Source organism: Bacillus sp. EB106-04-02-XG92, from assembly GCF_058791995.1.
This window is the reverse complement of sequence record NZ_JBYTEA010000001.1, coordinates 934,296-957,827: the sequence shown is the minus strand read 5'-3', so window position 1 is coordinate 957,827 and position 23,532 is coordinate 934,296. Positions and strand designations below refer to the sequence as shown.

Annotated in this window: 25 protein-coding genes and 1 pseudogene; 20 read left to right on the top strand and 6 right to left on the bottom strand. The window is 37.4% G+C overall.

Going from position 1 to position 23,532, the window contains the following annotated elements; translation table 11 throughout:
• Positions 1-226: 226 nt before the first annotated feature.
• Together AC3WVA_RS05085 and AC3WVA_RS05080 are read left to right on the top strand one after the other, a co-directional pair.
• Entirely contained in the window at positions 227-463 is a 237-nt protein-coding gene (locus tag AC3WVA_RS05085; protein ID WP_048528728.1) for a DUF2553 family protein, read from the top strand.
• A gap of 1 nt (position 464) precedes the next feature.
• Positions 465-647 (top strand): sporulation protein Cse60, encoded by a 183-nt coding sequence (locus tag AC3WVA_RS05080; protein WP_000621751.1) that lies wholly within the window; start codon positions 465-467, stop codon positions 645-647.
• 33 nt (positions 648-680) lie between these two features.
• Here the strand turns inward: AC3WVA_RS05080 and AC3WVA_RS05075 are convergent, their stop codons facing one another.
• Entirely contained in the window at positions 681-908 is a 228-nt protein-coding gene (locus AC3WVA_RS05075) for a DUF3973 domain-containing protein (protein WP_048528729.1), read from the bottom strand.
• Positions 909-1,331: 423 nt separating this feature from the next.
• Here AC3WVA_RS05075 and AC3WVA_RS05070 point away from each other — a divergent pair, with 423 nt between their 5' ends.
• Positions 1,332-1,763 (top strand): SRPBCC family protein, encoded by a 432-nt coding sequence (locus AC3WVA_RS05070; protein WP_048528730.1) that lies wholly within the window; start codon positions 1,332-1,334, stop codon positions 1,761-1,763.
• Complete coding sequence (locus tag AC3WVA_RS05065; protein WP_000098837.1) at positions 1,764-2,087, top strand: ArsR/SmtB family transcription factor; 324 nt, start codon at positions 1,764-1,766, stop codon at positions 2,085-2,087. It begins immediately after the preceding gene.
• Positions 2,088-2,119: 32 nt separating this feature from the next.
• Here the strand turns inward: AC3WVA_RS05065 and AC3WVA_RS05060 are convergent, their stop codons facing one another.
• Both AC3WVA_RS05060 and AC3WVA_RS05055 read right to left on the bottom strand, forming a co-directional pair.
• Positions 2,120-3,556 (bottom strand): MDR family MFS transporter, encoded by a 1,437-nt coding sequence (locus tag AC3WVA_RS05060; RefSeq protein ID WP_001228010.1) that lies wholly within the window; start codon positions 3,554-3,556, stop codon positions 2,120-2,122.
• Positions 3,557-3,731: 175 nt separating this feature from the next.
• Positions 3,732-5,003, bottom strand: coding sequence for a BaiN/RdsA family NAD(P)/FAD-dependent oxidoreductase (locus tag AC3WVA_RS05055; RefSeq protein WP_071756950.1), 1,272 nt, complete (start codon positions 5,001-5,003; stop codon positions 3,732-3,734).
• A 556-nt stretch (positions 5,004-5,559) separates the two neighbouring features.
• Here AC3WVA_RS05055 and AC3WVA_RS05050 point away from each other — a divergent pair.
• Together AC3WVA_RS05050 and AC3WVA_RS05045 are read left to right on the top strand one after the other, a co-directional pair.
• Positions 5,560-7,212: a putative polysaccharide biosynthesis protein gene (locus AC3WVA_RS05050; RefSeq protein ID WP_048528732.1), complete on the top strand. Its 1,653-nt coding sequence runs from the start codon at positions 5,560-5,562 to the stop codon at positions 7,210-7,212.
• 41 nt (positions 7,213-7,253) lie between these two features.
• On the top strand, positions 7,254-7,982 hold the full coding sequence (locus AC3WVA_RS05045; protein ID WP_048528733.1) for a pseudouridine synthase: 729 nt from the start codon (positions 7,254-7,256) through the stop codon (positions 7,980-7,982).
• A gap of 81 nt (positions 7,983-8,063) precedes the next feature.
• Here the strand turns inward: AC3WVA_RS05045 and AC3WVA_RS05040 are convergent, their stop codons facing one another.
• Positions 8,064-8,285, bottom strand: a complete 222-nt coding sequence (locus tag AC3WVA_RS05040) for a DeoR family transcriptional regulator (RefSeq protein WP_000805512.1) — start codon at positions 8,283-8,285, stop codon at positions 8,064-8,066.
• Positions 8,286-8,642: 357 nt separating this feature from the next.
• Here AC3WVA_RS05040 and pepV point away from each other — a divergent pair, with 357 nt between their 5' ends.
• The 4 genes from pepV (at position 8,643) to AC3WVA_RS05020 (ending at position 14,219) form a co-directional block, all read left to right on the top strand.
• Positions 8,643-10,049, top strand: coding sequence for a dipeptidase PepV (pepV, locus tag AC3WVA_RS05035; RefSeq protein ID WP_349302723.1), 1,407 nt, complete (start codon positions 8,643-8,645; stop codon positions 10,047-10,049).
• A gap of 318 nt (positions 10,050-10,367) precedes the next feature.
• Positions 10,368-10,913, top strand: coding sequence for an RNA 2',3'-cyclic phosphodiesterase (gene thpR, locus AC3WVA_RS05030; protein ID WP_492321808.1), 546 nt, complete (start codon positions 10,368-10,370; stop codon positions 10,911-10,913).
• Positions 10,914-11,050: 137 nt separating this feature from the next.
• Positions 11,051-13,192: a type I pullulanase gene (gene pulA / locus AC3WVA_RS05025; RefSeq protein WP_349302724.1), complete on the top strand. Its 2,142-nt coding sequence runs from the start codon at positions 11,051-11,053 to the stop codon at positions 13,190-13,192.
• 229 nt (positions 13,193-13,421) lie between these two features.
• Entirely contained in the window at positions 13,422-14,219 is a 798-nt protein-coding gene (locus AC3WVA_RS05020; RefSeq protein ID WP_048528737.1) for a phosphotransferase family protein, read from the top strand.
• A gap of 3 nt (positions 14,220-14,222) precedes the next feature.
• On the opposite strand, the gene AC3WVA_RS05015 is transcribed toward AC3WVA_RS05020, so the two are convergent.
• Positions 14,223-14,501, bottom strand: coding sequence for a YtzH-like family protein (locus AC3WVA_RS05015; RefSeq protein WP_016118745.1), 279 nt, complete (start codon positions 14,499-14,501; stop codon positions 14,223-14,225).
• A gap of 234 nt (positions 14,502-14,735) precedes the next feature.
• On the opposite strand from AC3WVA_RS05015, the gene trmB reads away from it, so the two are divergent.
• On the top strand, positions 14,736-15,389 hold the full coding sequence (gene trmB / locus AC3WVA_RS05010) for a tRNA (guanosine(46)-N7)-methyltransferase TrmB (RefSeq protein ID WP_001239381.1): 654 nt from the start codon (positions 14,736-14,738) through the stop codon (positions 15,387-15,389).
• A gap of 69 nt (positions 15,390-15,458) precedes the next feature.
• The gene (locus tag AC3WVA_RS05005) at positions 15,459-16,313 is read left to right on the top strand and encodes a YtnP family quorum-quenching lactonase (protein WP_098346445.1); all 855 of its coding nucleotides are present in this window, start codon (positions 15,459-15,461) and stop codon (positions 16,311-16,313) included.
• 193 nt (positions 16,314-16,506) lie between these two features.
• Here the strand turns inward: AC3WVA_RS05005 and AC3WVA_RS05000 are convergent, their stop codons facing one another.
• Complete coding sequence (locus AC3WVA_RS05000) at positions 16,507-16,818, bottom strand: PepSY domain-containing protein (RefSeq protein ID WP_000118540.1); 312 nt, start codon at positions 16,816-16,818, stop codon at positions 16,507-16,509.
• A 148-nt stretch (positions 16,819-16,966) separates the two neighbouring features.
• On the opposite strand from AC3WVA_RS05000, the gene AC3WVA_RS04995 reads away from it, so the two are divergent.
• The 8 genes and pseudogenes from AC3WVA_RS04995 to AC3WVA_RS04960 form a co-directional block, all read left to right on the top strand.
• Positions 16,967-18,040 carry a M42 family metallopeptidase gene (locus AC3WVA_RS04995; RefSeq protein ID WP_048528744.1) on the top strand — a complete coding sequence of 358 codons (1,074 nt, stop codon included), beginning with the start codon at positions 16,967-16,969 and terminating at the stop codon, positions 18,038-18,040.
• A gap of 280 nt (positions 18,041-18,320) precedes the next feature.
• On the top strand, positions 18,321-18,830 hold the full coding sequence (locus AC3WVA_RS04990; RefSeq protein WP_492321807.1) for a DUF84 family protein: 510 nt from the start codon (positions 18,321-18,323) through the stop codon (positions 18,828-18,830).
• An 83-nt stretch (positions 18,831-18,913) separates the two neighbouring features.
• The gene (locus tag AC3WVA_RS04985) at positions 18,914-19,228 is read left to right on the top strand and encodes a thioredoxin family protein (protein ID WP_000838193.1); all 315 of its coding nucleotides are present in this window, start codon (positions 18,914-18,916) and stop codon (positions 19,226-19,228) included.
• 78 nt (positions 19,229-19,306) lie between these two features.
• On the top strand, positions 19,307-20,119 hold the full coding sequence (locus AC3WVA_RS04980; RefSeq protein WP_098520838.1) for a DUF1444 domain-containing protein: 813 nt from the start codon (positions 19,307-19,309) through the stop codon (positions 20,117-20,119).
• Positions 20,116-20,730, top strand: coding sequence for a YtpR family tRNA-binding protein (ytpR, locus tag AC3WVA_RS04975; protein ID WP_001006761.1), 615 nt, complete (start codon positions 20,116-20,118; stop codon positions 20,728-20,730). Before AC3WVA_RS04980 ends, ytpR begins: the two co-directional genes overlap by 4 nt.
• 195 nt (positions 20,731-20,925) lie before the next feature.
• Positions 20,926-21,270, top strand: coding sequence for a hypothetical protein (locus AC3WVA_RS04970; RefSeq protein WP_048528741.1), 345 nt, complete (start codon positions 20,926-20,928; stop codon positions 21,268-21,270).
• A 38-nt stretch (positions 21,271-21,308) separates the two neighbouring features.
• Positions 21,309-22,265 (top strand): N-acetylmuramoyl-L-alanine amidase, encoded by a 957-nt coding sequence (locus tag AC3WVA_RS04965; protein ID WP_128805309.1) that lies wholly within the window; start codon positions 21,309-21,311, stop codon positions 22,263-22,265.
• 155 nt (positions 22,266-22,420) lie between these two features.
• Positions 22,421-23,532, top strand: a pseudogene (locus AC3WVA_RS04960) (DNA translocase FtsK); the annotation flags it as partial.

The following is a 23,532-nucleotide window of genomic DNA, read 5'->3' as shown; positions in this document are numbered from 1 at the left end:
AGTATATAAAAATGTCAAATTTTATATAATACCATAATGTTAATATTATAGTCAATAAGTAAAAGGTCTTTTTTATTTATATTTTTTTGCTCTTACTTATGTATGACTTTTTTAGAAAAATAGTACAGGTGAGGAAGGAAGGCATATCCACTTATTTTTAAGCATAAAATGTAAAATCGCTAATACAATATACCTAAATCCGTTCTTTGCAAAGGAGGGAGAGAAGGTGGGGCGCACAATAAAAATTGATATTACAAATAAAGTTGTAGCTAAATTTAGACCAGATTGTTTGGAATTATATACGAGTAAATTTATGATAGGTAAGTTTTATGTCTATACTGAAGGTAAACAATATGTGTTAGAAGACGGATATATATATGAAGACGGAAAATTTTATCGCATCATAGATACGCACCGTGGCAATAATCAAGCGGCGGATGGCTGCGATCTAGGATGGTGTTAACATGATTCGTGTGAAAGTATTTGATGAAAGTCACGAAAAAGACTTAGAAGACGCTGTAAATGTTTTTTTGAAAAAGATTGATGATAGTAATTTTGTAGATATTAAGTATCAAGTTGGTGTTTCCATTAACGATGATGAAAACCAAATTTATTGTTTTTCAGCAATGATCGTTTATAAAGCATAAAAAAGAGCTGGGGAGCCAGCTCTTTTTTATGTTTTATGTTGGGACAACATGTGTCGGTAATACATTCATAATAGATTGGGTTGTGCCTAAATTTTTTGTCTTTAAAAGAGGCTCCCCAGTCTCATGATTTTGGGCATCTTTACACATACCAAGGTGATAACGATCACCTAAAAATGGATCAATATAAAAACCGTTTTTGAATACTTTATCATTCGGATGTTTTTCGTGGTGAATGTCAGAGCAGTTAATGCAATAGAACATAGCGTTCAACCCCTTTTTATTTTTGTTTGAAAAAAGTGAGTCGGTAGTCATTTCGCTCCTAAGGAAATGTTGAGGAGAAGAGAAATAACTACCTACTCAAATGGTGGGCATATTCCTTCTGATTTTTCATATCTCGCGTAGTGTCTCTGAGGGAAGGAGGAGAGACGAAATACGCATGATATACGCAAGGCTCTTCTTTCAAGATAAATGATGGAGTTTCATGTTGAGAGAAGTTTTTATTTTTTGTTGCCTTTGTGAGTATATTATGAGGGAATGCTCAGAGGGTGTTTGTCCTGTTGAAAAAATGTTGAGAATTTCTCAACAGTAAAAAAGAATTAGTGTTGACATGAAACTAAAAGGTGTTATATTATCTAAATGAAACCAAAAGGTGTTACATTTAGGTTTGAATAAAGGAGAATGAAAATGGAACAACAAAATACATTAACTGATATTAAACAAACGATCGTTTTTAACGCGTCTATTCAAAAAGTATGGAATGTAGTATCGACTGCGGAAGGGATTGCCTCATGGTTTATGCCAAATGATTTTGTATTAGAGGTAGGACATGAATTTCATGTGCAATCACCATTTGGACCATCGCCATGTAAAGTGTTAGAAATCGATGAGCCAAACTATCTATCTTTCTCATGGGATACAGATGGCTGGGTCGTTTCATTTAATTTGAAAGATCTAGGAGATAATAAAACAGAATTTACATTAATTCATGGCGGCTGGAAACATCCTGATGAAATTCTTCCGAAAGCGAATGCGAAGAGCTCTATTATTCGCGATAGAATGAGCGGTGGCTGGGTAGCGATTGTAAATGAAAAACTGAAAAAGGTTGTCGAAGGCTAAGTGTCCTCATCAGCAGCAAAATATGATGTATTTCAAGCAATTGCTGATCCAACCCGCCGAGAAGTGATACGGTTATTAAGTGATAAAGAGTTACCGATTTCCAAAATAACGGATCATTTTCCGATGAGTCGTACTGCGGTTGTAAAGCACCTTCATATTCTTTCGGAAGCGAATTTAGTAAGTGGAAGAAAAAGCGGTAGAGAGAAAATATATCGCTTGCATCCAGAGCCATTAGAGGAATTACAACAGTGGCTCTCGTATTATGAACGTTTTTGGGATAATAAATTGTCCATGCTGAAACATATTGTGGAGAATGAAGAGTAAAAAGAGGATGACCGAAATGGTCATCCTCTTTATTATTGCTCATTTGTTTGTGTAGCTGGCTTTAATAAAAGCCAAGCGATAATTAATGTACATACTGCTAATACGAAAGTGCTCATATAAATGACGTGTACACTTGCTGCTAATGCGGATTGTGATTCAGTTGCTACACTTGCTGTAGCCCCGCCGTGTCCGCCAGATACAAGATCAAGGTTTTTAATGCCACGTGCGTGAATCATCGTATTGAAGATTGTTCCAAAGATTGCAGCACCTAACGTTTGACTGAATGTATTAATAAATGTGTTTAAACCAACGGCTGTTCCGCGTGTATGAGCTGGTACGGCTGCTTGAATTGTTACCATATAAATCGGTGTCACAAGCCCCATTCCTAAACCGAATAATCCGACTGCTACATAAATAAGGAACGATGGTGAATGTGTTGATAATGTAAATAATAAGAACGTAGCGACTGATAAAATGCTAGCTCCAAGTAAAATGATTTGTTTCGTTTTTAATTTGCCTACTAAGTTACCAGAGAAGATAGCACCAAATGTCCACATAACAGGAATTGGCATTAAAATAAGTCCAGCTTCCGTTGCATTTTTTCCTAATACACCTTGGCTCCAAATTGGAAGGTACATTGTAATACTAATGATCATTGCGCCAGCAATAAGCGTTAGTATGTTTATTGTAGATAATGTACGGTTAGAGAAAAGTGCTAGCGGAATTAATGGTTCCGGAGATTTTTTCTCGATGAATAAGAAAATAATGAATGAAACGACAGCGAAGATTAATAGGCCAATAATTGTTATGTCTCCCCAGTTTTGCTTACTGCTACCTGTTAATAGTGCGTATAGTAGAGCGATCGTACTTAATGAGAAGACTGTTGCACCAAGATAATCGATATGGTGTTTAGCTGGCTTAATAGATTCTTTATAGTAAATGGCAATCATTAAGCAAGCGATAATTCCGAATGGAACGTTTAAGAAGAAAATATAACGCCAAGATAGGGAATCAACTAAAAATCCACCTACTAACGGTCCGATAACACCGGATACACCCCAAACGGCACTCATCCAGCCTTGTGCTTTCGCTCGGTCTTTCGCTTCGCTATATAAGTCTCCAATAATTGTCATTGTGATTGGCATAACAGCACCAGCACCGATACCTTGAAGAGCGCGGAAGAAAATTAATTGTTCCATCGATGTAACGACTCCGCAAAGTGCAGAACCGACTAAAAAGATTGTAGCTCCGATAAGTAAAACTTTTTTACGACCAAATAAATCAGCGAGCTTCCCGTATATTGGAGTCGAAACAGCTGTTGCAAGCATATAAATTGCATATACCCAACTAACAAGTTCGACGCCTGACAAATCACTCGTTATACGAGGGATTGCTGTACTAACAATCGTTCCTTCTACTGCAGAAAGAAACGTCATTAGCATTAAAGACATCATGACTTTTTTTCTCATATGTTTTCCCCTTACCCTTTTTCAAATATTCAACAATATAAAATATAAAGGTACTAAGGTATATAAAGCAACAAAAAAGCAATAGGAAGTTAAGGGGAGGGGATATTTGTTGTGGAATCGCCGATATAATTTTATGTACCTATAAAAAAAGAAACAGGAATCCCTGTTTCTCAGTTTAATATTGCATTTTCGCGTTTTCTCCAGCTGTTGTTCCGGCAATTCTACCAGTAACAAGAGCGGATGTAATATTGTAGCCACCAGTATAACCGTGAATATCAAGAACTTCTCCGCAGAAATATAAGCCGTTCGTGAATTTAGAAGACATTTCTTTCGGATTAATTTCTTTAACGGATACACCGCCACCAGTAACGAATGCTTTTTCAATTGACTGCGTACCATTTACATTCACAGTAAATTCTTTAAAGTCTTTCACAAGTGCACGAATCTTCTCGTGAGAAACTTGTCCAGCTTGTTCACTACCGTCAATTTCATTTTTTTCTAATAAGAATAGGAAGTAACGCTCAGGTACATAACCTTTTAAAACGTTTTTAATTCCTTTTTTCGGATCTTCTTTCATTTGTTTCAGCATGCGTTGGAATAGTTGTTCACTATTTTCGTCTGGCAATGCATCGATACTCATTTGAATCGTATTCGTTTTAAACTTTTTCAGTGCTTTCACGACGAATTGACTACAGCGAAGTGCAGCAGGACCAGATAGGCCGAAATGAGTGAAGAGCATGTCCATTTTGTGAGAAATGATAGCTTTTCCTTTCGGGTTTAATACGCTTAAGTTTACATCGCGTAAAGCTAGACCTTGTAAGGAGCGATCACGAATAAATGGTTCGTTTGAAAGGATTGGTACTTCTGTTGGGAATAATTCTGTAATTGTATGCCCGGCTTTTTTAGCCCAAGCATATCCGTCTCCAGTAGATCCAGTTTGAGGAACAGATTTTCCGCCAACAGCGATAACGACGTGATTTGTTTCTAACACTTCGCCAGTTTGTAGTACAACTGCTTTCGTTTGACCGTTCTCATATTCAATCGTTTCAACGGGTGTATTCGTGCGGATTTTTACACCTAAGTCTTTTAATCGTGTTAAAAGTGCGTCTACTACTGATTGTGCTTTATTTGATACAGGGAACATGCGTCCATGATCTTCTTCTTTCAGTTTTACACCGAGATTTTCGAAGAATGTAATAATATCTTCATTATTGAAAATAGAAAAAGCGCTGTATAAGAAGCGGCCATTTCCTGGTATATGTTTAACGATCTCATCAAGTGGTAGACGGTTCGTTACGTTACAGCGACCGCCACCCGAAATCGCAAGTTTACGTCCTAGTTTATTTCCTTTATCAAGAAGTAAGACGTTTGCGCCTTCTTCTGCAGCACCGATTGCAGCCATTAGCCCAGAAGGCCCGCCGCCGATGACAATAACATCATAATGCATAATATATCGACCTCATTTTCTACATTTCCTGCCTAAAAGAATAGCATGTTTTCCCTTAAAAGAAAAATAGAGTGAAGTACTGCTTAAAGGGAGAATTGTGGTACAATACAAAAGTTAGAGTTCAGCACTATCCTTTTATCCCACTTTAATGGGCAGTAAGACTCCCACCTCAAAATTCAGCGAAAGCAAAGAATTTAGGTGGGGGATCAACTGCCCCTAAAAGTCCGATTGGTGAGGGCTAATAATCAGTGGGGGATGAAGAAAACCCCCACTGATTAAAGTTTCACTTTATTTGTGGGTCATAAGACTAAAACCTTAAGAGTTAGGGGAAGTCTAATAGTCCTCAAATGTTCGAATAGTTCAATTCATTATAGTTTCACTTTACCCCGCTATTTGCTGGGCAGTAAGACTCCCACCTTAAAGTTTGCTTAGGACAAAGAAGTAGGCGGGAGATTAACTGCCCGTAAAGGCCAGATTGGTGGGGGCTAATAATCAGTGGGGAAGAACACCACACTGATTAAAGTTTCACTTTATGTAGATGTAGGAGGATTTTTGTATGTCCGATTCGAAATTTCTGCGCGGAACGCTTATTGTTACGCTAGGGACATTTTTAGTAAAGTTCTTAGGCATGATTTACGTCTTTCCGTTTCATGCATTGGTAGGGACAGAAGGCGGAACGCTCTATACATATGGATATATTCCATATACGATCTTTTTAAGTATTGCAACGGCAGGGGTGCCGCTTGCTGTTTCCAAATTTGTTTCCAAATATAATGCGCTTGGCGATTATAAAACGAGCCGGAGAATGTTCCGCTCGGGAATGGTTATGATGATAGTAACGGGAGTTCTTTCGTTCCTAGTTCTATACATGTCGGCGCCACTGTTTGCAGAAGCAATGCTTGGTAAACAAAGTATACACAGTAATGTAGAAGAAGTTACGACGATCATTCGTCTTGTAAGTTTTGCACTTATTGTTGTACCAGCAGCGAGTTTAATTCGAGGTTATTTCCAAGGTCACCAATCAATGGGACCGACTACTGTTTCGCAAATTATTGAACAAATTATTCGCATCGTCTTTTTATTAGCGGGTAGTTTTATCGTTATTAAAGTACTTGGCGGTACAGTTGCAACAGCAGTTGGAGTAGCGACATTTGCAGCATTCGTTTCCGCAGTTGGAGCACTCGGTGTATTAATTTGGTACTGGTTAAAACGTAAAAAACATTTGGATCAATATTTAATTGAACAAACTGTACCAGAATCGACAGTGAGTACTGTTCAATTGTTTAAAGAATTATTTGCATATGCGATTCCTTACGTTGTAATTGGGTTAACAATTCCTTTATATCAACAAATTGATACATTGACATTTAACTCAATTATGCAGGCGATTGGCCAAGGTGATATCGCAGAGCGAGCACTTGGTATTTTCACAATGTGGACGCATAAATTAATTATGATTCCTGTATCACTTGCAACAGCGTTTAGTTTAACGCTTGTACCAGCGATTACAAAATCATTTACTGAAAAACAATACCGTTATTTAAAGTTACAAATTACACAAACATTCCAGGCAAATATGTTCTTAACATTGCCAGCAGTTATCGGTATTTCTACACTTGCATATCCAATCTATACTGCGTTTTACGACTCAGATCCACTAGGTGGACAAGTATTAATGTGGTATGCACCGGTTGCGTTGTTATTCGCTTTATTTACAGTAACAGCAGCAATTCTGCAAGGAATCAATCAACAAAAACATGCGATCGTCGCGCTTATTATGGGTGTTATTTTGAAATTCTTATGTAACGTAATCTTTATTCGTTATTTCGGTACAGTTGGAGCGATTTTAGCAACAGCAGTCGGTTTCTTAGCTTCCGTATGGTATACGAATAGACAAATCAAAAAACATGTACATTATTCATTTGGTGTTGTATATAAGAGAACATTCCAAATTGCAATATTAACATTTGTAATGGTCGTTACTGTGAAATTATCACAATGGATTCTATCCTTCATGATTTCGCCTGATAGCCGAATGGGCGCTCTTATTACAGTTGCGATTTGTGCAGGTATTGGTGGTCTTGTGTACGGATTGTTAGCGATTCGTACAGGAGTACTTGAAAGAGTATTTGGCGGAGAAGCGTTAGAGAAAATCCAGCGTAAACTTGGCAATAGATTCAAAATAAAGTTGAAATCAAAAGGGGCGTAATTACGTCCCCTTTTCTATGATAAACAAAGAAGGTGAAAAACGTGAGATTAGATAAATTATTAGCGAATATGGGATATGGAAGTAGAAAAGAAGTAAAGAAGTTATTGAAAGACGGCGTTGTGAAAATTGATGGAACGTCAGTGAAAGATGCAAAGGTTCATGTAAATGTCGAAGAACAAGAAGTCATGATTCACGGTGAAGTTGTGGAATATAAAGAGTTTGTTTACTTAATGATGCATAAACCACAAGGCGTTATTTCAGCGACAGAAGATGATAATCATGAAACGGTAATAGATTTATTAGAGTTAGAAGATGCAATCTTTGATCCGTTCCCAGTTGGACGACTTGATATCGATACAGAAGGTTTCTTATTGATAACAAATGACGGGAAGTTATCACACCAATTGTTATCTCCGAAAAAGCATGTGCCGAAAAAATATTATGCACACGTTGCAGGAGTAGTAACAGAAGAGGATGTAAAAGAGTTCGCTAAAGGTGTTATTTTAGATGATGGCTATGAAACAAAGCCAGGTGCACTTACAATATTAAAAAGCGATGAGATTTCTGAAATCGAGCTTGTCATTACAGAAGGAAAGTTCCATCAAGTGAAGCGTATGTTTGAAGCGGTAGGGAAAAAAGTAGTCTACCTAAAGAGAACAGAGATGGGACCGTTAGTATTAGATGAAGAGCTAGAACTTGGACAATACCGAGAGCTAACAGATGAAGAAGTAGAAATGTTAAAAACATATCAAGTAGATACTGAGAAATAGTGCTGTTTTTAGGCGCAGAAAAGACCCCTTTCTAATGAGTTAGAAAGGGGTATGTATTTATTTACATACAATTATTGTTCGTTATGAGGTCATTCTCACTTTCTTTCCTGTTGTTGTCCACTTACCGCGGCAAGGGCTATACACGAGTTCATTAAACTGCAACACATTTAGATCACGTTGTATCGTTCGCGGTGTGATCCCGAACTCATCTACAAGGTCTTTCGTCGTTACCGTTCCGTTTTCATTGATGTACATATAAATTGATTTAATGCGTGTTAGCATACGAGTAGTTGTAGGTTTCAAGAGAAAACCACTCCTCTACTAGTTTTTTTGACCCCATTCAGGAAAGAAGGTCGTTACTACCATTGTACTCTACATGATAAAATTCATGCTTTAATCTACTTAAATTTTACAGAAATTTAACAAATATTCATATAGAAAAATATTGGTAGTTGACATTGTATATATGGTCAGTCAACTAACACATAAAATTCTACGTAAAACGCCAAATTCCTGCAAATTTTTTTAGAAAAATAAAAGAAAAACTAATAAGAAATATCTGAAATATTACAATTGTTCGGTATTTAGTTTTCGTGTATGGCATAAGAGATTTCGGTTTGTTATGATGAAAGAAACAATATAGTGAAGGATGGATGCGTGATGTCAGCAATTAATTGGACAGAAGAGGTTGCAAAACGAAAAGATGATTTAATTCGTGATACACAACAATTTTTACAAATTAAAAGTGTATGGGAAGAAGAATCGGCGAAAGAGGGCGCACCATTCGGTGAAGGTGTAGAAAAAGCTTTATCTTTCATGTTACATAAAGGAGAAACTGAAGGTTTTACTTCTAAAAATTTAAAAGGATACGCAGGTCATCTTGAAATGGGACAAGGAGAAGAATTAGTAGGTATTCTTTGTCACGTTGACGTTGTACCAGAAGGCGATGGCTGGACGACTCCTGCATATAGTGCGGATATTCGCGATGGAAAGATTTTTGCACGCGGTGCAATTGACGATAAAGGCCCAACGATGGCAGCTTATTATGCGATGAAAATTGTGAAAGAATTAGGTTTACCTCTTTCAAAACGCGTTCGTATGATTTTAGGGACAGATGAGGAAAGCAATTGGAAATGTGTAGATTATTACTTTAAAAACGAAGAAATGCCAACAATCGGTTTTGCGCCAGACGCGGACTTTCCAATTATTAATGCGGAAAAAGGTATTTCTGATATACAAGTTGTGCAAAGTGGTAGTGAAGAGAAGAAAGGTACATATGAACTTGTTTCGTTTGAGTCAGGTCGCCGTTTAAATATGGTTCCTGATTTTGCAGAAGCAATTATTACAGGAGAAGGTGTAAATGCACTTACAGTAGCATATGAAGAGTATTTACAAACTGCTAAAAAAATAGGTGAAGCAATTGTAGAAGGTAATACGGTGACGTTGCAAATTAAAGGGGTTTCAGCTCACGGATCTACTCCGGAGAAGGGCGAGAATGCAGGTTTATTGCTGGCAAACTTCTTAACGAAAGTCGCTCTTGATGGAAAAGGGGCTTCGTTTGCAACATTTGCAACAGAAACATTTACAGGAGATATTTTAGGAGAGAAAGCTGGTATTTCTTATAAAGACGATATTAGCGGACCATTAACAGTGAATGTTGGTCGCCTTTCTTATACGAAAGAAAATGGTGGTAATTTAGGATTAAATGTACGTTATCCAGTTACGACTAACTTTGAAGAAATGATTACAAAGTTAAAAGAATACGTTAGTACACATGGATTTGAAGTAGCGGATTATTCAAACTCTCGTCCGCATCACGTTGATAAAGACCACGTATTAATTCGTACGTTGCAGCGCGTATACGAAGAACAAACAGGAGAAAAAGCAGAGCTATTAGCAATCGGCGGTGGTACTTACGCACGTTCATTGAAAGCTGGCGTTGCGTTTGGTCCATTGTTCCCTGGAAAAGAAGAGCTTGCGCATCAAAAAGACGAGTACATTGAAATTGAAGACTTATTAAAAGCGACAGCAATTTACGCGCAAGCAATTCATGAATTAGCGAAGTAATAGATATATAAATAATAGGAGGCCGTCCCGATACATATTTTGGGACGGTTTTCTGTTACGTGTCGTTTGTTGTTAAGCCAATATAAGTTCATTTATCCCGCTTTAATGGGCAGTAAGACCCCCACCTCAAAATGCAGCGAAAGCAAAGAATTTAGGTGGGGGTCGGGCTGCCCATAAAAGTCCGATTGGTGAGGGCTGATTAAAGTTTCACTTTATTAACGCGACCTGAACTTGGTTAGACTTGTAGGGAAGTTCGATTCTTTTTCATTGAATGAGATAAGAAAGAAAAGCAACAATAGAAAGAAGGAGAAGATGTACATGGAGCCGCATTATTTTGTCGCAATTGCGTTACCAAATCATATAAAAGAAGTGCTGTCTAACTATAAAGAAGAAATGCAGGAGGAATTACCATTTCGTTCGTGGGTACATAAAGAAGACTATCATATTACCCTTTCATTTTTAGGTAGTGCGACAGAGGAACAATTAGAAGGAATAAAGAATGGATTACAAACACTTATAGAAACAAAGGAACTATCGTTTACGTTACAAGGATTTTCAACGTTCGGTATGGAAGATAGGCCACGTATTTTTTGGGCGAAGGTAAGTGAGAATCAAGATTTGTTTCAAGTACAAAAGCAAATACATGCTATGTGTGAAGGGAATGGATTTTCTTTAGAAACGCGCCCGTATCATCCGCATATTACTGTTGCTCGTAAATGGGTAGGAGAAGGAAAGTTTGATTTAGAACATATAAAGGAAGTGCCTGAAATATCATTTCAAGCGGATACGATTACTTTATACGAATCTCACGTGAAGGAGACACCGAAGTATAAAGCGATTGCTGAAATAAAATTACAAAAATAGAATGTATGAAAACGTTTTTTATACAGGTGAATATACTATAAAGAATAATGTGTTACTGTATAGAGTCTTGCGGATAAGAATAGTCTTATCATTTGCAGCTCGTTTCATTTAACTTTAAGAATGATGGTGATTTTTTTATGTTGAAAGTAAAACGTCCATTTGATGCCTATTTAGATGAAATGAATAAAATTACAATTTTGCTCCCACATGCGTATGGAACAAGCCGGACATTTCGTTTGCAAGAAGGAAGTAACGTGAAAGAGTTACCGATTGCTCATACAATTGCGCTTCCGGATGCAACGAAGTATGAGTGCTTTATAGAAGAGCCGCTAGATGTGGGGAAGTATTATACAGTACGAGATGAACGGAATGAAGAAACAGATTTACAAATAGGTGCTGTCATAAGAACAGCGATTTTTGATGAAAAGTATTATTACGAAGGTACTGATTTAGGGGCAGTGTACCAAAAGGAAGCAACGACATTTAAAGTATGGGCTCCAACTGCGAGACTTGCAAAAGTAAGAATTTATAAAAGTGATAAGGAATATATCGATCATGAAATGTATAGAGGAGAAAATGGAGTTTGGACTCATACATTACAGGGAGATTTAGCCGGAGAAAAATATACATTTCTTGTTTGTATTAATTTAATATGGAATGAAGCGGTGGATCCTTACGCAAAGTCAGTCACTGTAAATGGGAAGTATGGCATTGTTATCGATTTAGAAAAGACAACTGTCACAAAGGGGGAGCAATTACCACCATTACAAGCAATGACAGATGCCATATTGTATGAACTGCATATTCGTGATGCCACTATTCATCCGAATAGTGGAGTAAGTAAAAAAGGAACGTATAAAGGGCTAATGGAAGAAGGAACAACAGGGCGAAATGGGACATTGACAGGTTTGTCTCATATAAAAGATTTAGGTGTTACACATGTTGAATTATTACCTTTATATTGTTTCGGCGGTGTAGATGAGGCGAATCCTTCCTCTGCCTATAATTGGGGTTACAATCCATTATATTACAATGCACCGACGGGATATTATGCTACAAATCCCTCTGACCCGTATAACAGGATAGTAGAGTGTAAACAGTTAATTGAAACATTTCATGAACACGGCATAAGGGTGATTATAGATGTTGTATATAATCATGTTTATGAAAGAGAGCTATCATCATTTGAAAAGCTTGTCCCAGGATACTATTTTCGTCATGGTGAAAATGGTATGCCTTCTAATGGGACGGGAGTCGGGAATGATATAGCATCTGAACGGAAAATGATGAGGAAATTCATTGTAGAGTCTATTTTATATTGGCTTACTGAATACAATGTTGATGGATTCCGATTCGACTTAATGGGAATTTTAGATGTTGATACAATGAATATAATAGAAAAAGAAGTGCGAAATATAAAACGAGATGCATTGCTATTAGGAGAAGGATGGGATCTACAAACCCCACTTCCTCTAGAGGAAAAAGCAACGCTAAATAATGCAAAGAAAATGCCGTATATTGCGCAATTTAATGATCAATTTCGTGATGGAATAAAAGGGAGTACCTTTCATATAAATAAGCGCGGTTTTGCATTCGGTGGGCATGTAGACTGTAATCATTTGCAGTATATAGCAGCAGGAAGCCTTTTGAGTATGAAAGAAACAGGGTTGTTTCTAGAGCCTGTACAAAGCATTAATTATGTAGAATGTCATGACAATATGACGATGTGGGATAAACTAATGCGCAGTAATGAAGAGTCAGAAGAGATTTTGAAAAGACGTCACCTACTAGCGAGTGCAATGGTAATTCTTTCACAAGGTATACCTTTCTTACATGCTGGGCAAGAGTTTTATCGTACGAAGCAAGGAAATGAAAATAGTTATAATGCAAATGATGAAATTAATCAATTAGATTGGGATCAAAAAGAGAAAGAGATAGAGACCGTTAACTATATAAAAGGTTTAATTGCGATTCGCAAAGAGCACGGGGCATTTCGATTACAAAATGCAGACCTCATAAAAAAGCACATGACTTTTTTGCAAACATCTCCAGAAGTACTTGCATACTATCTAGAGCATGCAGAATCGCTTGGACCGTGGAAAGAGATTGTCGTTTTATTTAATAGTGGTTTAGAAGCTAAAACGGTGCAACTTCCGAAAGAAGAAACGTGGCATGTGTTAGTAAACGAAAAGCAAGCGAAAATAGAGCCAATTTCTTCATTTAGAGGAAAGGAACTTAGGCTCCCTCCAATTAGCACGTATATATTGACGATAATGTGACAAATCGCTACTTGACGATGAGAATGTAATAAATGTAGAATTGACAAAGGTGACGATTTTGATAAGTTGTCATTCTATGACTGGTTTTGTAAAATAAAATAGAGAGTTTTTGGCTTATGCCAAAATTTCTTTTCATTTACAGTAAAATATATATGAATCCACAACATGTGTAGAAATGTTGCGGTTTTTCTTTTCATAACTATAAAAGATAAGGATTTGTTAACGGGTAATGAATATGGAATGGTTGGAACAATTATTAGGAAAAGAGTGGAGTCTTGTACCGGCTGGTGGAGTAACGGGCGATGCATATATTGCGCAAAACGGACAACAAAAGTTATTTTTAAAGCGGAATACATCGCCCTTTTTAGCGGTATTGTCAGCAGAAGGAATTGTTCCAAAATTACTTTGGACAAGAAGGGTAACGAACGGTGATGTAATTTCTGCTCAAAAATGGCTTCCGGGACAGAAGCTAGAGCCAGAGGATATGAAACTAGAACGTGTTGCGAAACTTTTGAAGAAAATACACTCCTCTAAAGCGCTTGTACAGATGATTCAAAGACTTGGGAAGCAGCCGCTTCACGCACAAGAGTTATTACAACAATTGCAACTCGTTTTAAGAGGAGATATAAGGGATGATGAAACGATTCAGCAAGGTCTTCAATATTTAATGGGTTCATTAAAAGATATTGAATACAATGAATTCGTTGTATGCCATTGTGATGTAAACCATAACAACTGGCTATTGTCGGATGAAGATGAGTTGTTTTTAATTGATTGGGATGGAGCTGTAATTGCTGACCCAGCTCTAGACCTTGGTATGTTATTATATTGGTATATTCCGCGCCACGAGTGGAGTGAGTGGCTCGGTTATTATGATATTGAAATGGATGAATCGCTGCTTAGGCGTATGAGATGGTATGTAATAGCACAAACGATTTTGTCTATTCAATGGCATACAACAAAAAAGCAGCAAGCAGAAGCTGAATATTGGCATCAATATTTACAGCAACTACTTGCTTCAGAGTAATACTTAAGAAAAATTGTCCATTCCAGCAATCCACTGAGTAAGCTGTTCTTGATTATTGGAAATATGGTTGTCCAAATTAGAGGAAGATTTACCCGATTGACTATAAGAATATACATCGTTTAGCATTGCTTTAGCGTCACTACTTACATTATCGTTTGCGAGTAACGATTGAATGAGACGCTCCAATTGCTCGCATTCAGAAACTGTCCCGCAACAATCACTTTGGTGATTGACTAAAATATCTTTCAGCACTTCTAATTGATGTTGTTGATTAATTGGCATGAACGGATCATCCTTTCGATTGTTTTTCTCTTTTTAGAAATGTAAGAGAAAAAGCTGTTTCGTCATGGAATGTTTAATGCTGTATGTAGTTTTTATCAAAATGGTACATCTTATACTTGAAAGAAACGGACCGAGTGCTCGTACGTACTTGGTTTTTTGTTTGGTAGATTGATTAAAAAACAGAAAGAAGGAATTATTCCTTTAAAATAGCTATGTAAAGAGAGGGAGACATCTATGCGTTTAAGACATAAACCATATGCAATGGATCGAATTAATGAGTATTCACATATCGTAATCGGAAACCCAGAGGAGCGCGCTGGTAACTGGAAAGAAGTATTTGGAAATGAACAACCAATTCATATTGAAGTAGGTACAGGTCGTGGCCGCTTTATGTATGATATGGCAAAAGCAAATCCTCATATTAATTATATTGGAATTGAAAAATTCACAAGTGTTGTTGTAGATGCACTTGATAAATTAATTGAAGAAGAATTACCGAACTTAAAGTTAATTAATAAAGATGCTGAAGATTTAACAGTTTTCTTCGCAAAAGGTGAGATTGATCGCGTTTATTTAAACTTCTCAGATCCATGGCCAAAGAAACGTCATACGAAGCGTCGTTTAACGTATAAAACGTTTTTACGCAATTATGAAGAAGTGTTAGTAGAGGGCGGAGAAATTCATTTCAAAACAGATAATCAAGGTTTATTTGAATACTCTCTTATGAGTATGGCTGAGTATGGTATGTTATTAACTTACCTTAGCTTAGATCTTCATAATAGTGATTATGAAGGAAACATTATGACTGAATACGAAGAGAAGTTCTCTAGTAAGGGTCATCGTATTTACCGAGTGGAAGCGAAATATCGTACAGAGCCTATGCAGTAATGCATAGGTTTTTTGTATCTAAAATAATCAGAATTTTATGTTAGTATTAAAAGGAAAGGGGGATGAAAAATGGAACAGTTACAAATTGGAGATATAAAAGTGACGTGGCTAAAAGGCGGGAATACACATTTAGACGGAGGAGCGATGTTTGGTGTCGTGCCGAAAGTACTTTGGTCACGTAAGTATAAACATAATGATACAAATCATATTTATTTACGAACAGATCCGTTACTTTTGCAAACGAAAGACGGAAATATGCTCATCGATTCTGGAATAGGAAACGGTAAATTGAATGAGAAGATGAAGCGGAATCAAGGTGTAACAGAAGAATCATCGGTTTATGAATCATTAGAAAAACTAGGATTAAAGCCAGAAGATATTCACTATGTTTTAATGACGCACCTTCATTTTGATCATGCATCTGGTTTAACAAAATGGGAAGGTGATCACCTTGTACCAGCGTTTCCGAACGCGAAAGTTTACGTAAGTGAAACAGAGTGGAATGAAATGAGGAACCCAAATATTAGATCACGTAATACATATTGGAAGGAAAATTGGGAGCCGATTGTAGATCAAGTTGTTACATTCCAGCAAGAAATAGAAATTACAGATGAAATAAAAATGGCGCATACAGGTGGTCATAGTGATGGACATGCAGTTATTGTTTTAGAAAGCCAAGGGGAAACGATGCTTCATTTAGCAGACCTATTGCCGACGCACGCACATCAAAATGTACTATGGGTAATGGCATACGATGATTATCCAATGACATCGATTGAAAATAAGCAAAAGTGGATGGAGTACGGCGCTAAAAAAGGAGCATGGTTTACTTTTTATCATGACGCATATTACCGTGCAGTAAAGTGGAATGAGGAAGGGCATATTGTAAAAAAAATAGAGCGGAAAACGAGTATAGAAGCATAAAAATGGGAGGGTGTTCCAGCAAACTGTTGGAGCAGTCTCCTTTTTGGTGTCATTTTTGTCGGTAAGTCGATATATTTGAAAAATCGCTGATATAAACTGAGTTGCGCCGATAAATTTAGAAAATCGCCGATATAATTTCAATTCCTATCCACAATAAAAAAATAAGAGGTTCACCTAATGGGAACCCTCCTTTTTATGCTGCTATAACCTCTAAAACAGTACCTGTTTTAGCATCAACTAAAAATTCAAATCGTTCTTGTATATCATTTAACATCGTTGTAAGACCGCCGCGATAAACTTCGTATGCGACATCATATTTTTCAAATGTCTCTGGAACCATATGTACCCAAGAGCCAGTAATTTCACCTTTATGACTTAATGCTTGTTTCACCATTTTCAATGCTTTTTCTGAAGAAATATGGGATTGTTCTTGTACTTTGTTTGCAACGAAATAACCAGCTGCGAAACCAACGCCAAGACCTGCTACTAAACCTTTCCAGCTCATATCTTCACCTCAATTCTATAAAATAAAAATAGTGTACCGATAATAATTATAAAGCAAATACAGCTAAAAAAGAAGAAACTAGAAACATTTCGAAAATTTCGTTACAATAAAAGAGGTATTCTACTAAGGTTTGAAAGAAGGGGACTTCGTGAATAAAGAGACATTACAATTATTTCGTACGTTAACAGAATTACAAGGTGCATCAGGTTTTGAGCATGATGTACGCCGTTTTATGAAGCAAGAATTAAGCAAATATGCGGATGAAATTGTACAAGACGGTTTAGGTAGCGTATTTGGTCTGAAAAAAGGGGACGAAACTGGCCCACGTGTTCTCGTAGCAGGTCATATGGATGAAGTAGGTTTCATGGTTACGCAAATTACGAAAAACGGGATGCTTCGTTTTCAAACGTTAGGCGGCTGGTGGAGCCAAGTACTGTTAGCACAACGTGTACAAGTTATGACGAAGAATGGTCCTGTTGTTGGGGTTGTTGGTTCTATTCCTCCTCACTTATTAAGTGACGCGCAACGTGCAAAACCGATGGATATAAAAAATATGTTAATTGATATAGGTGCAGATAGCTATGAAGATGCGATTGAAATTGGTGTAAAACCAGGACAACAAATCGTGCCAATCTGCCCGTTTACGCCGATGGCAAACGAAAAGAAAATTATGGCGAAAGCTTGGGACAACCGTTACGGATGTGGCCTTGCAATCGAATTACTAAAAGAATTAAAAGACGAAACATTACCAAACACATTATACTCTGGTGCGACTGTACAAGAAGAAGTAGGTCTGCGCGGTGCACAAACTGCTGCGAATATGATTCAACCAGACATTTTCTATGCGCTTGATGCAAGTCCAGCGAATGATGCATCTGGTGACAAAACGCAGTTCGGTCAATTAGGAAAAGGTGCTCTTCTTCGTATTTATGACCGCACGATGGTAACACATAGAGGAATGCGCGAATTCATTTTAGATACAGCAGAAACACACAACATTCCGTACCAATACTTTATTTCACAAGGTGGTACAGATGCGGGCCGTGTACATACAAGTAACTCAGGTATCCCATCAGCAGTAATTGGTGTTTGCGCACGCTACATTCATACACATGCTTCTATTTTACATGTTGATGACTATGCGGCAGCGAAAGAACTCATTACGAAGCTTGTAAGAGCAACGGATAAAACGACGTTAGAAACAATTAAGAATAACGCGTAAGGAGGAAGGGCGAAAAACCCTTCTTTTTTTAGGTTGAATAGATGACCCATCCATGTGTGGAAGCGGTTAGTGCCTAATTGATTCTCGCGTGAGGTATTAAAACCCGGGGTAGGAAGTGAGAGGAAGGCTGCATTTTAAGTTCGAATACAGCAATGGTGAGGGAATCCGTCTTCTCTTTTAGTTAGAAGAGATGACCTAGCGGTGTGTGGTGGCGGTGCTCCCATGTATAAAGAATAACTTGATTAAAGTAAGATGATGAATTTTTTTAGAGGTGAACGAAATGAAAGTAGTAGTTGGATCGAAGAATAAAACGAAGGTTGGAGCTGTGGAGAAGGTTTGGAAAGATGATGAAATTACCTCTCTTTCTGTTCCTTCAGGAGTAGCAAACCAGCCGTTTTCAGATGAAGAGACGATGCAAGGAGCGATTAATAGAGCGAAGCGAGCGTTGCAAGAAGGAAAAGCTCAAATCGGTATTGGGTTAGAAGGCGGCGTAATGAAAACAGAGCACGGTTTATTTATGTGTAACTGGGGCGCGTTAGCAACAAGTGACGGGAAAACATTCGTTGCAGGCGGGGCGCGTATTAAGTTACCAGATGACTTTTTAGCACCTCTTGAAGATGGCAAAGAGTTAAGTGAAGTGATGGAAGAGTTTGTACAGAGAAAAGATATTCGTAGTCACGAAGGTGCGATCGGTATTTTTACGGATGATTATGTCGACCGTACGGAATTATTTGTACACGTTGTTAAGTTACTTGTTGGGCAATATAAGTATGACGAAAAGCAAGCATAAACCTTGCACCATGCGCGATGTATGGTAGTATAAAAGAAAGATTATAACATGAAAAAATGCACTCGTTAGAGGAGGAAATATAGATGAAATCATTAGAAAGCATGGAGCAATTCCAACAATTAAAAAATGAAGAGAATGTAGTCTTTATGTTCTCAGCGGAATGGTGCCCAGACTGCCGTTTTGTAGACCCATTTATGCCAGAAGTAGAAGAGAAATATAGTGATTTCTCATTTTACTATGTAGATCGCGATGAGTTTATTGATCTATGCGTGAAATTAGACGTATTTGGCATTCCGAGCTTTGTAGCGTACAATAAAGGTGAAGAAACAGGTCGCTATGTAAACAAAGATCGTAAAACACAAGAACAAATCGAAGAGTTCATTGAAGGTTTAAAATAAGGCAATGTGCCAATTGAATTGTAAAACAACCTCTACCTTCGCGGGGGAGGTTATTTTTTTGGAAGGGAGGAAAAAGAGATGAAGATGACAAGTAAAAAGATGAAAGACGAGTTAATGAAGAAATTATCTCGCCCGGAATGGGACTTTCAGTATGATAGCGAGAAAGAAGTTCTACGTATAGAACAGAAAGACTCGAAAAAAGGTATTAACGTATCGCTTCCAGGAGTTGTAGCAAAATGGGAAGTGAATAAAGAAAAGGCGGTTGAAGAGGTTGCCTATTACGTACAAGAAGCGTTAATTGCGATGCATAAAGAAGAAAATAGCGCGGCGAAAATTTTACCTGTTATTCGCTCTACTTCTTTCCCGAAACAAGCAGAAGAAGGAAATCCGTTCATTGTGACGGATCATACGGCGGAAACACGTATTTATTATGCGCTAGATTCGAATAAAACATATCGTTTAATTGATGAGCGTTTATTACAAAAATTAGGACTTACAGAGCAACAAGTGCGTGAAATGGCATTATTCAACGCTCGCTCATTAGGTTATGAATTTAAACAAGACACTGTAGCAGGTAATACATTCTACTTTTTAAACACAAATGATGGGTATGATGCGACGCGTATTTTAAACGAATCATTACTACAATCGATGCGTGAAAAGATTTCTGGTGACATGGTTGTTGCTGTTCCTCACCAAGATGTATTAATTATTGCTGATATCGTCAACGAAATCGGTTATGATATTATTGCACAAATGACAATGAAATTTTTTGCCGAAGGGCATGTTCCGATTACATCACTTTCATTCGTATATGAAGATGGGGACTTTGAACCAATCTTTATTTTAGCGAAAAATCGGAAGAAGACAGATGGAAAAGAGAAAGGATGAACGAAGTGAACGTTTTTTACAACCTTGAAGGAATTGGTGACACTCTAATTGTTGCCTTACAAGATATTACTTTAGAGAACCGTACTTTTGATCGCAAAGGAGATGTTGCACGCGTATACGATCGTGAAAGCAACGAGACAGCAGGATTCAACATCTTTAATGCATCTTCTTACTTAGAGGTAAAAGAAACAGGTAACCTAACATTAACGAAAGAACTAGTAGAAAAAATTAACGAAATTTTAGCGAAGAACGGCTTTGAAGAGACAGTAGAAGCAGATCTTTCTCCGAAATTTGTTGTAGGCTATGTAGCTGAAAAAGAGAAGCATCCAAATGCTGATAAGTTAAACATCTGTAAAGTAGAAATCGGTACAGAAACATTACAAATCGTATGTGGCGCACCGAACGTTGATGCAGGACAAAAAGTTGTCGTTGCAAAAATCGGCGCTGTAATGCCAAGCGGTATGCTAATTAAACCAGCTGAACTTCGCGGAGTTCCTTCTTCTGGAATGATTTGCTCAGCGCGTGAATTAGAGCTTCCAGACGCTCCACAAGAAAAAGGCATTCTTGTATTAGAAGATAGCTTTGAAGTTGGACAAGAGTTTAAATTTTAATTGATGTAAGAAAAGAGAGGTTGTCCTTTTGGACAGCCTCTCTTTTCTATTGAATCGTTGATATATTGTGAGTTGTAATAGATATATGTAGAAAATCGTTCATATTCATAAGGATGTCACCTTTTTTCTTAAAATCTATATTGTGTTTTATAAACAAAATAGTTAAAATTTAGAAAAATAGAAGGGGATAGACGTATGAAACAACAACTAAAAATCGCAGAACTTCTGAAACGAATTGAAACTTCAAAACAACAAGATATCGAGTTAGGTTCCTATGAAATATATTTGTTTAGTGAAAATGAATTAGAAAAAGGACAAATCGGTTATCGATATGATAAACATAAAAATTCATTAATAAGTGAAGAACATGGAAAATGGAAAGAAGAATGGATTGTTATCGGATATGAAACAGATATGGGAGATCCAGTTTTCGTAAATGTGACTGATAATGCGTATGTAGTTTATACGGCAGAGCGTGGTACAGAAACGTGGCAACCCGTTCATATCGGAAATATGGATGAGATTATAAAACAATTATAAAAAACTTTGAGACCGGTGCAAAGTGATGGGAGAAAAGCATGAAGTATATAAAAATAATGAGCATGATTGCATTCATTGGAATATATATGGCCGGTTGTTCACAAGAGCAGCCGAAAAAAGAAACAACATCTTCTATAAAAGAAACAAGCGAAAATAAAAAGGAAGACGCACCGGTAGAAAAGCAGCAAGCAGAACAAGAAAAGAAAGAAGAACCACAAGCAGTTCAAACGAATGAGCAAGTGGAGCATAAGCAGGAGGAAGTGCCGGCCGAGGAAAAGAAAGAGGAAGCTACGCCAGTGCAGCCAACTGAGCAACCACTGCAAAATAATGTACCAAAAGTAGAGAGTAATGAAAAACAAGGAAAGTTTCTAGTTGTTATTGATCCGGGTCATCAACAAAAAGCGAATTTAAATTTAGAGCCGATTGGACCAGGAGCGACGACGCAAAAATATAAAGTGACAGATGGTACAACTGGTGTTGTGACGAAAAAAAGAGAGGCTGTTCTTGTGCTGGAAATGGCTTTCGTATTAAAAGAAAAGTTAGAAGCAAAGGGAATGCAAGTATTAATGACAAGAACGTCACAAGATGTTGATATAAGTAATAAAGAACGTGCGACATTGGCGAATGATCATAAGGCGAATTTATTTTTACGTCTTCATGCAGATGGTTCTGAAAATCCGAATCAAAGTGGATTTGCTGTATTGACACCGGCAGAAGGAAGTCCGTATACGAAAGAGATTTATGCGGAAAGCCTTCAAATCTCTCAAACGATCGTAAATAAAATGAGAGAGAATCAGCAAGTGAAGGTAAATGGAATTAAATTTAGGGATGACCTTTCTGGGTTTAATTGGTCCAAAGTACCTGGCGTACTATTAGAACTTGGATTTATGTCAAACCATGAAGAAGATAAAAAATTATCTAACCCGCAGTATGTAAATTCTTTATTGCAAAGTGTAACGGATAGTGTAGATGAATATCGGAAGAGTAAAGCTTAAGCGCAGTCTTACATGTAAGGGTGCGTTTTTCCATATGAAAACACTCGTAAATTAGAATATTATGGATAAATATGACATGCTTAATTTTACCTGCACTTTTTGCCGAATGCTGATACAATAAAGGATGTTACTATTTAGTAGAAAGAGTGGTAAGCATGTTAGATTGGATGAAAAAGCTGTTTAACAAAGAGGAAGAACAAACAGCGATGAATAAAGAAGCACAAAAGCAAGTTGAAAGTCAGCCGAAAATTCCTCGTGTAAACCACTACACTGAAGCAAGAGAAGCACAAATGGCAAGTAGGAATGCAGGGAAATGCCGTTTTCCATTAGTACCAGATAATGGGTTCGATGAAGAAGATGTTATAGAAGCAGGGCATTTTGAAGAACAACCTGTTCAAGCTGTAACATATGAAGAGCGGCCTATTCAAAGAGGAATCAAAGTGGAAAGAAGTAGACGACAGTATGTGGAGAAGGTAGTTTCTACATATGAAGAGCCGGAAATGCAATATGAACCGGAGCGAGAGCCTGTCGTAAAGAAAGCATCTGCACCTACGCAAGAAAGTAACCGTAGACCATTTCGTCCGACAGAAATGATTTCGCCAATTTACGGATATAATCGTCCTTCAGTAGAGAAAAAGGAAGAAAAGCAGGAGGAAGAAAAGGAAAGAGAAGACCTTGAAATATCTGTAGAGGGCAAACCAGTCGTTGATGCATGGTTAGAGAAAAAAGGGTATACATTATCTGATTTCTCACAAGGACAAGCAACGAATTCTTCCAGTCATGCAGGAGTTGATCAGCGAGATCAACAAAGTAAAAAGGAAGAAAAGTCAGTTGTCGATCAATGGCTAGAGAAAAACGGTTATGAAATTGAACGCCAAGAGCCTATAGTAGAAGAAAAAGAAGTGGTTCAAGAAATTAGTGCACCGCAGGAAGTTCCAGCGGCTGAATTACTTCATGAAACAGTTGCTGAGCGTATGGAAGATGCTAAGCAAGAAAAAGATGTAGTGGCCCGAAACATTCTACAAGAGGAATTAGTAGATTCTAAAGTAGAGCACGAGGATACAATATTATCAGAAGAAACTAAACGTAATACAGAAATAGAACAACCTACTATTGAAGTAGAAGAGCAATCTCCAGAAGAATCAGTGATTGTCAAAGCAGAAGAAAAACTGGAAGAAACAATCATTGTGGAAATACCAGAAGAAGCAGAAGAGCGAGAAGAAGCGGAAGTAATTACAGAAGCAGAAGAGCGAGAAGAAGTGGAAGT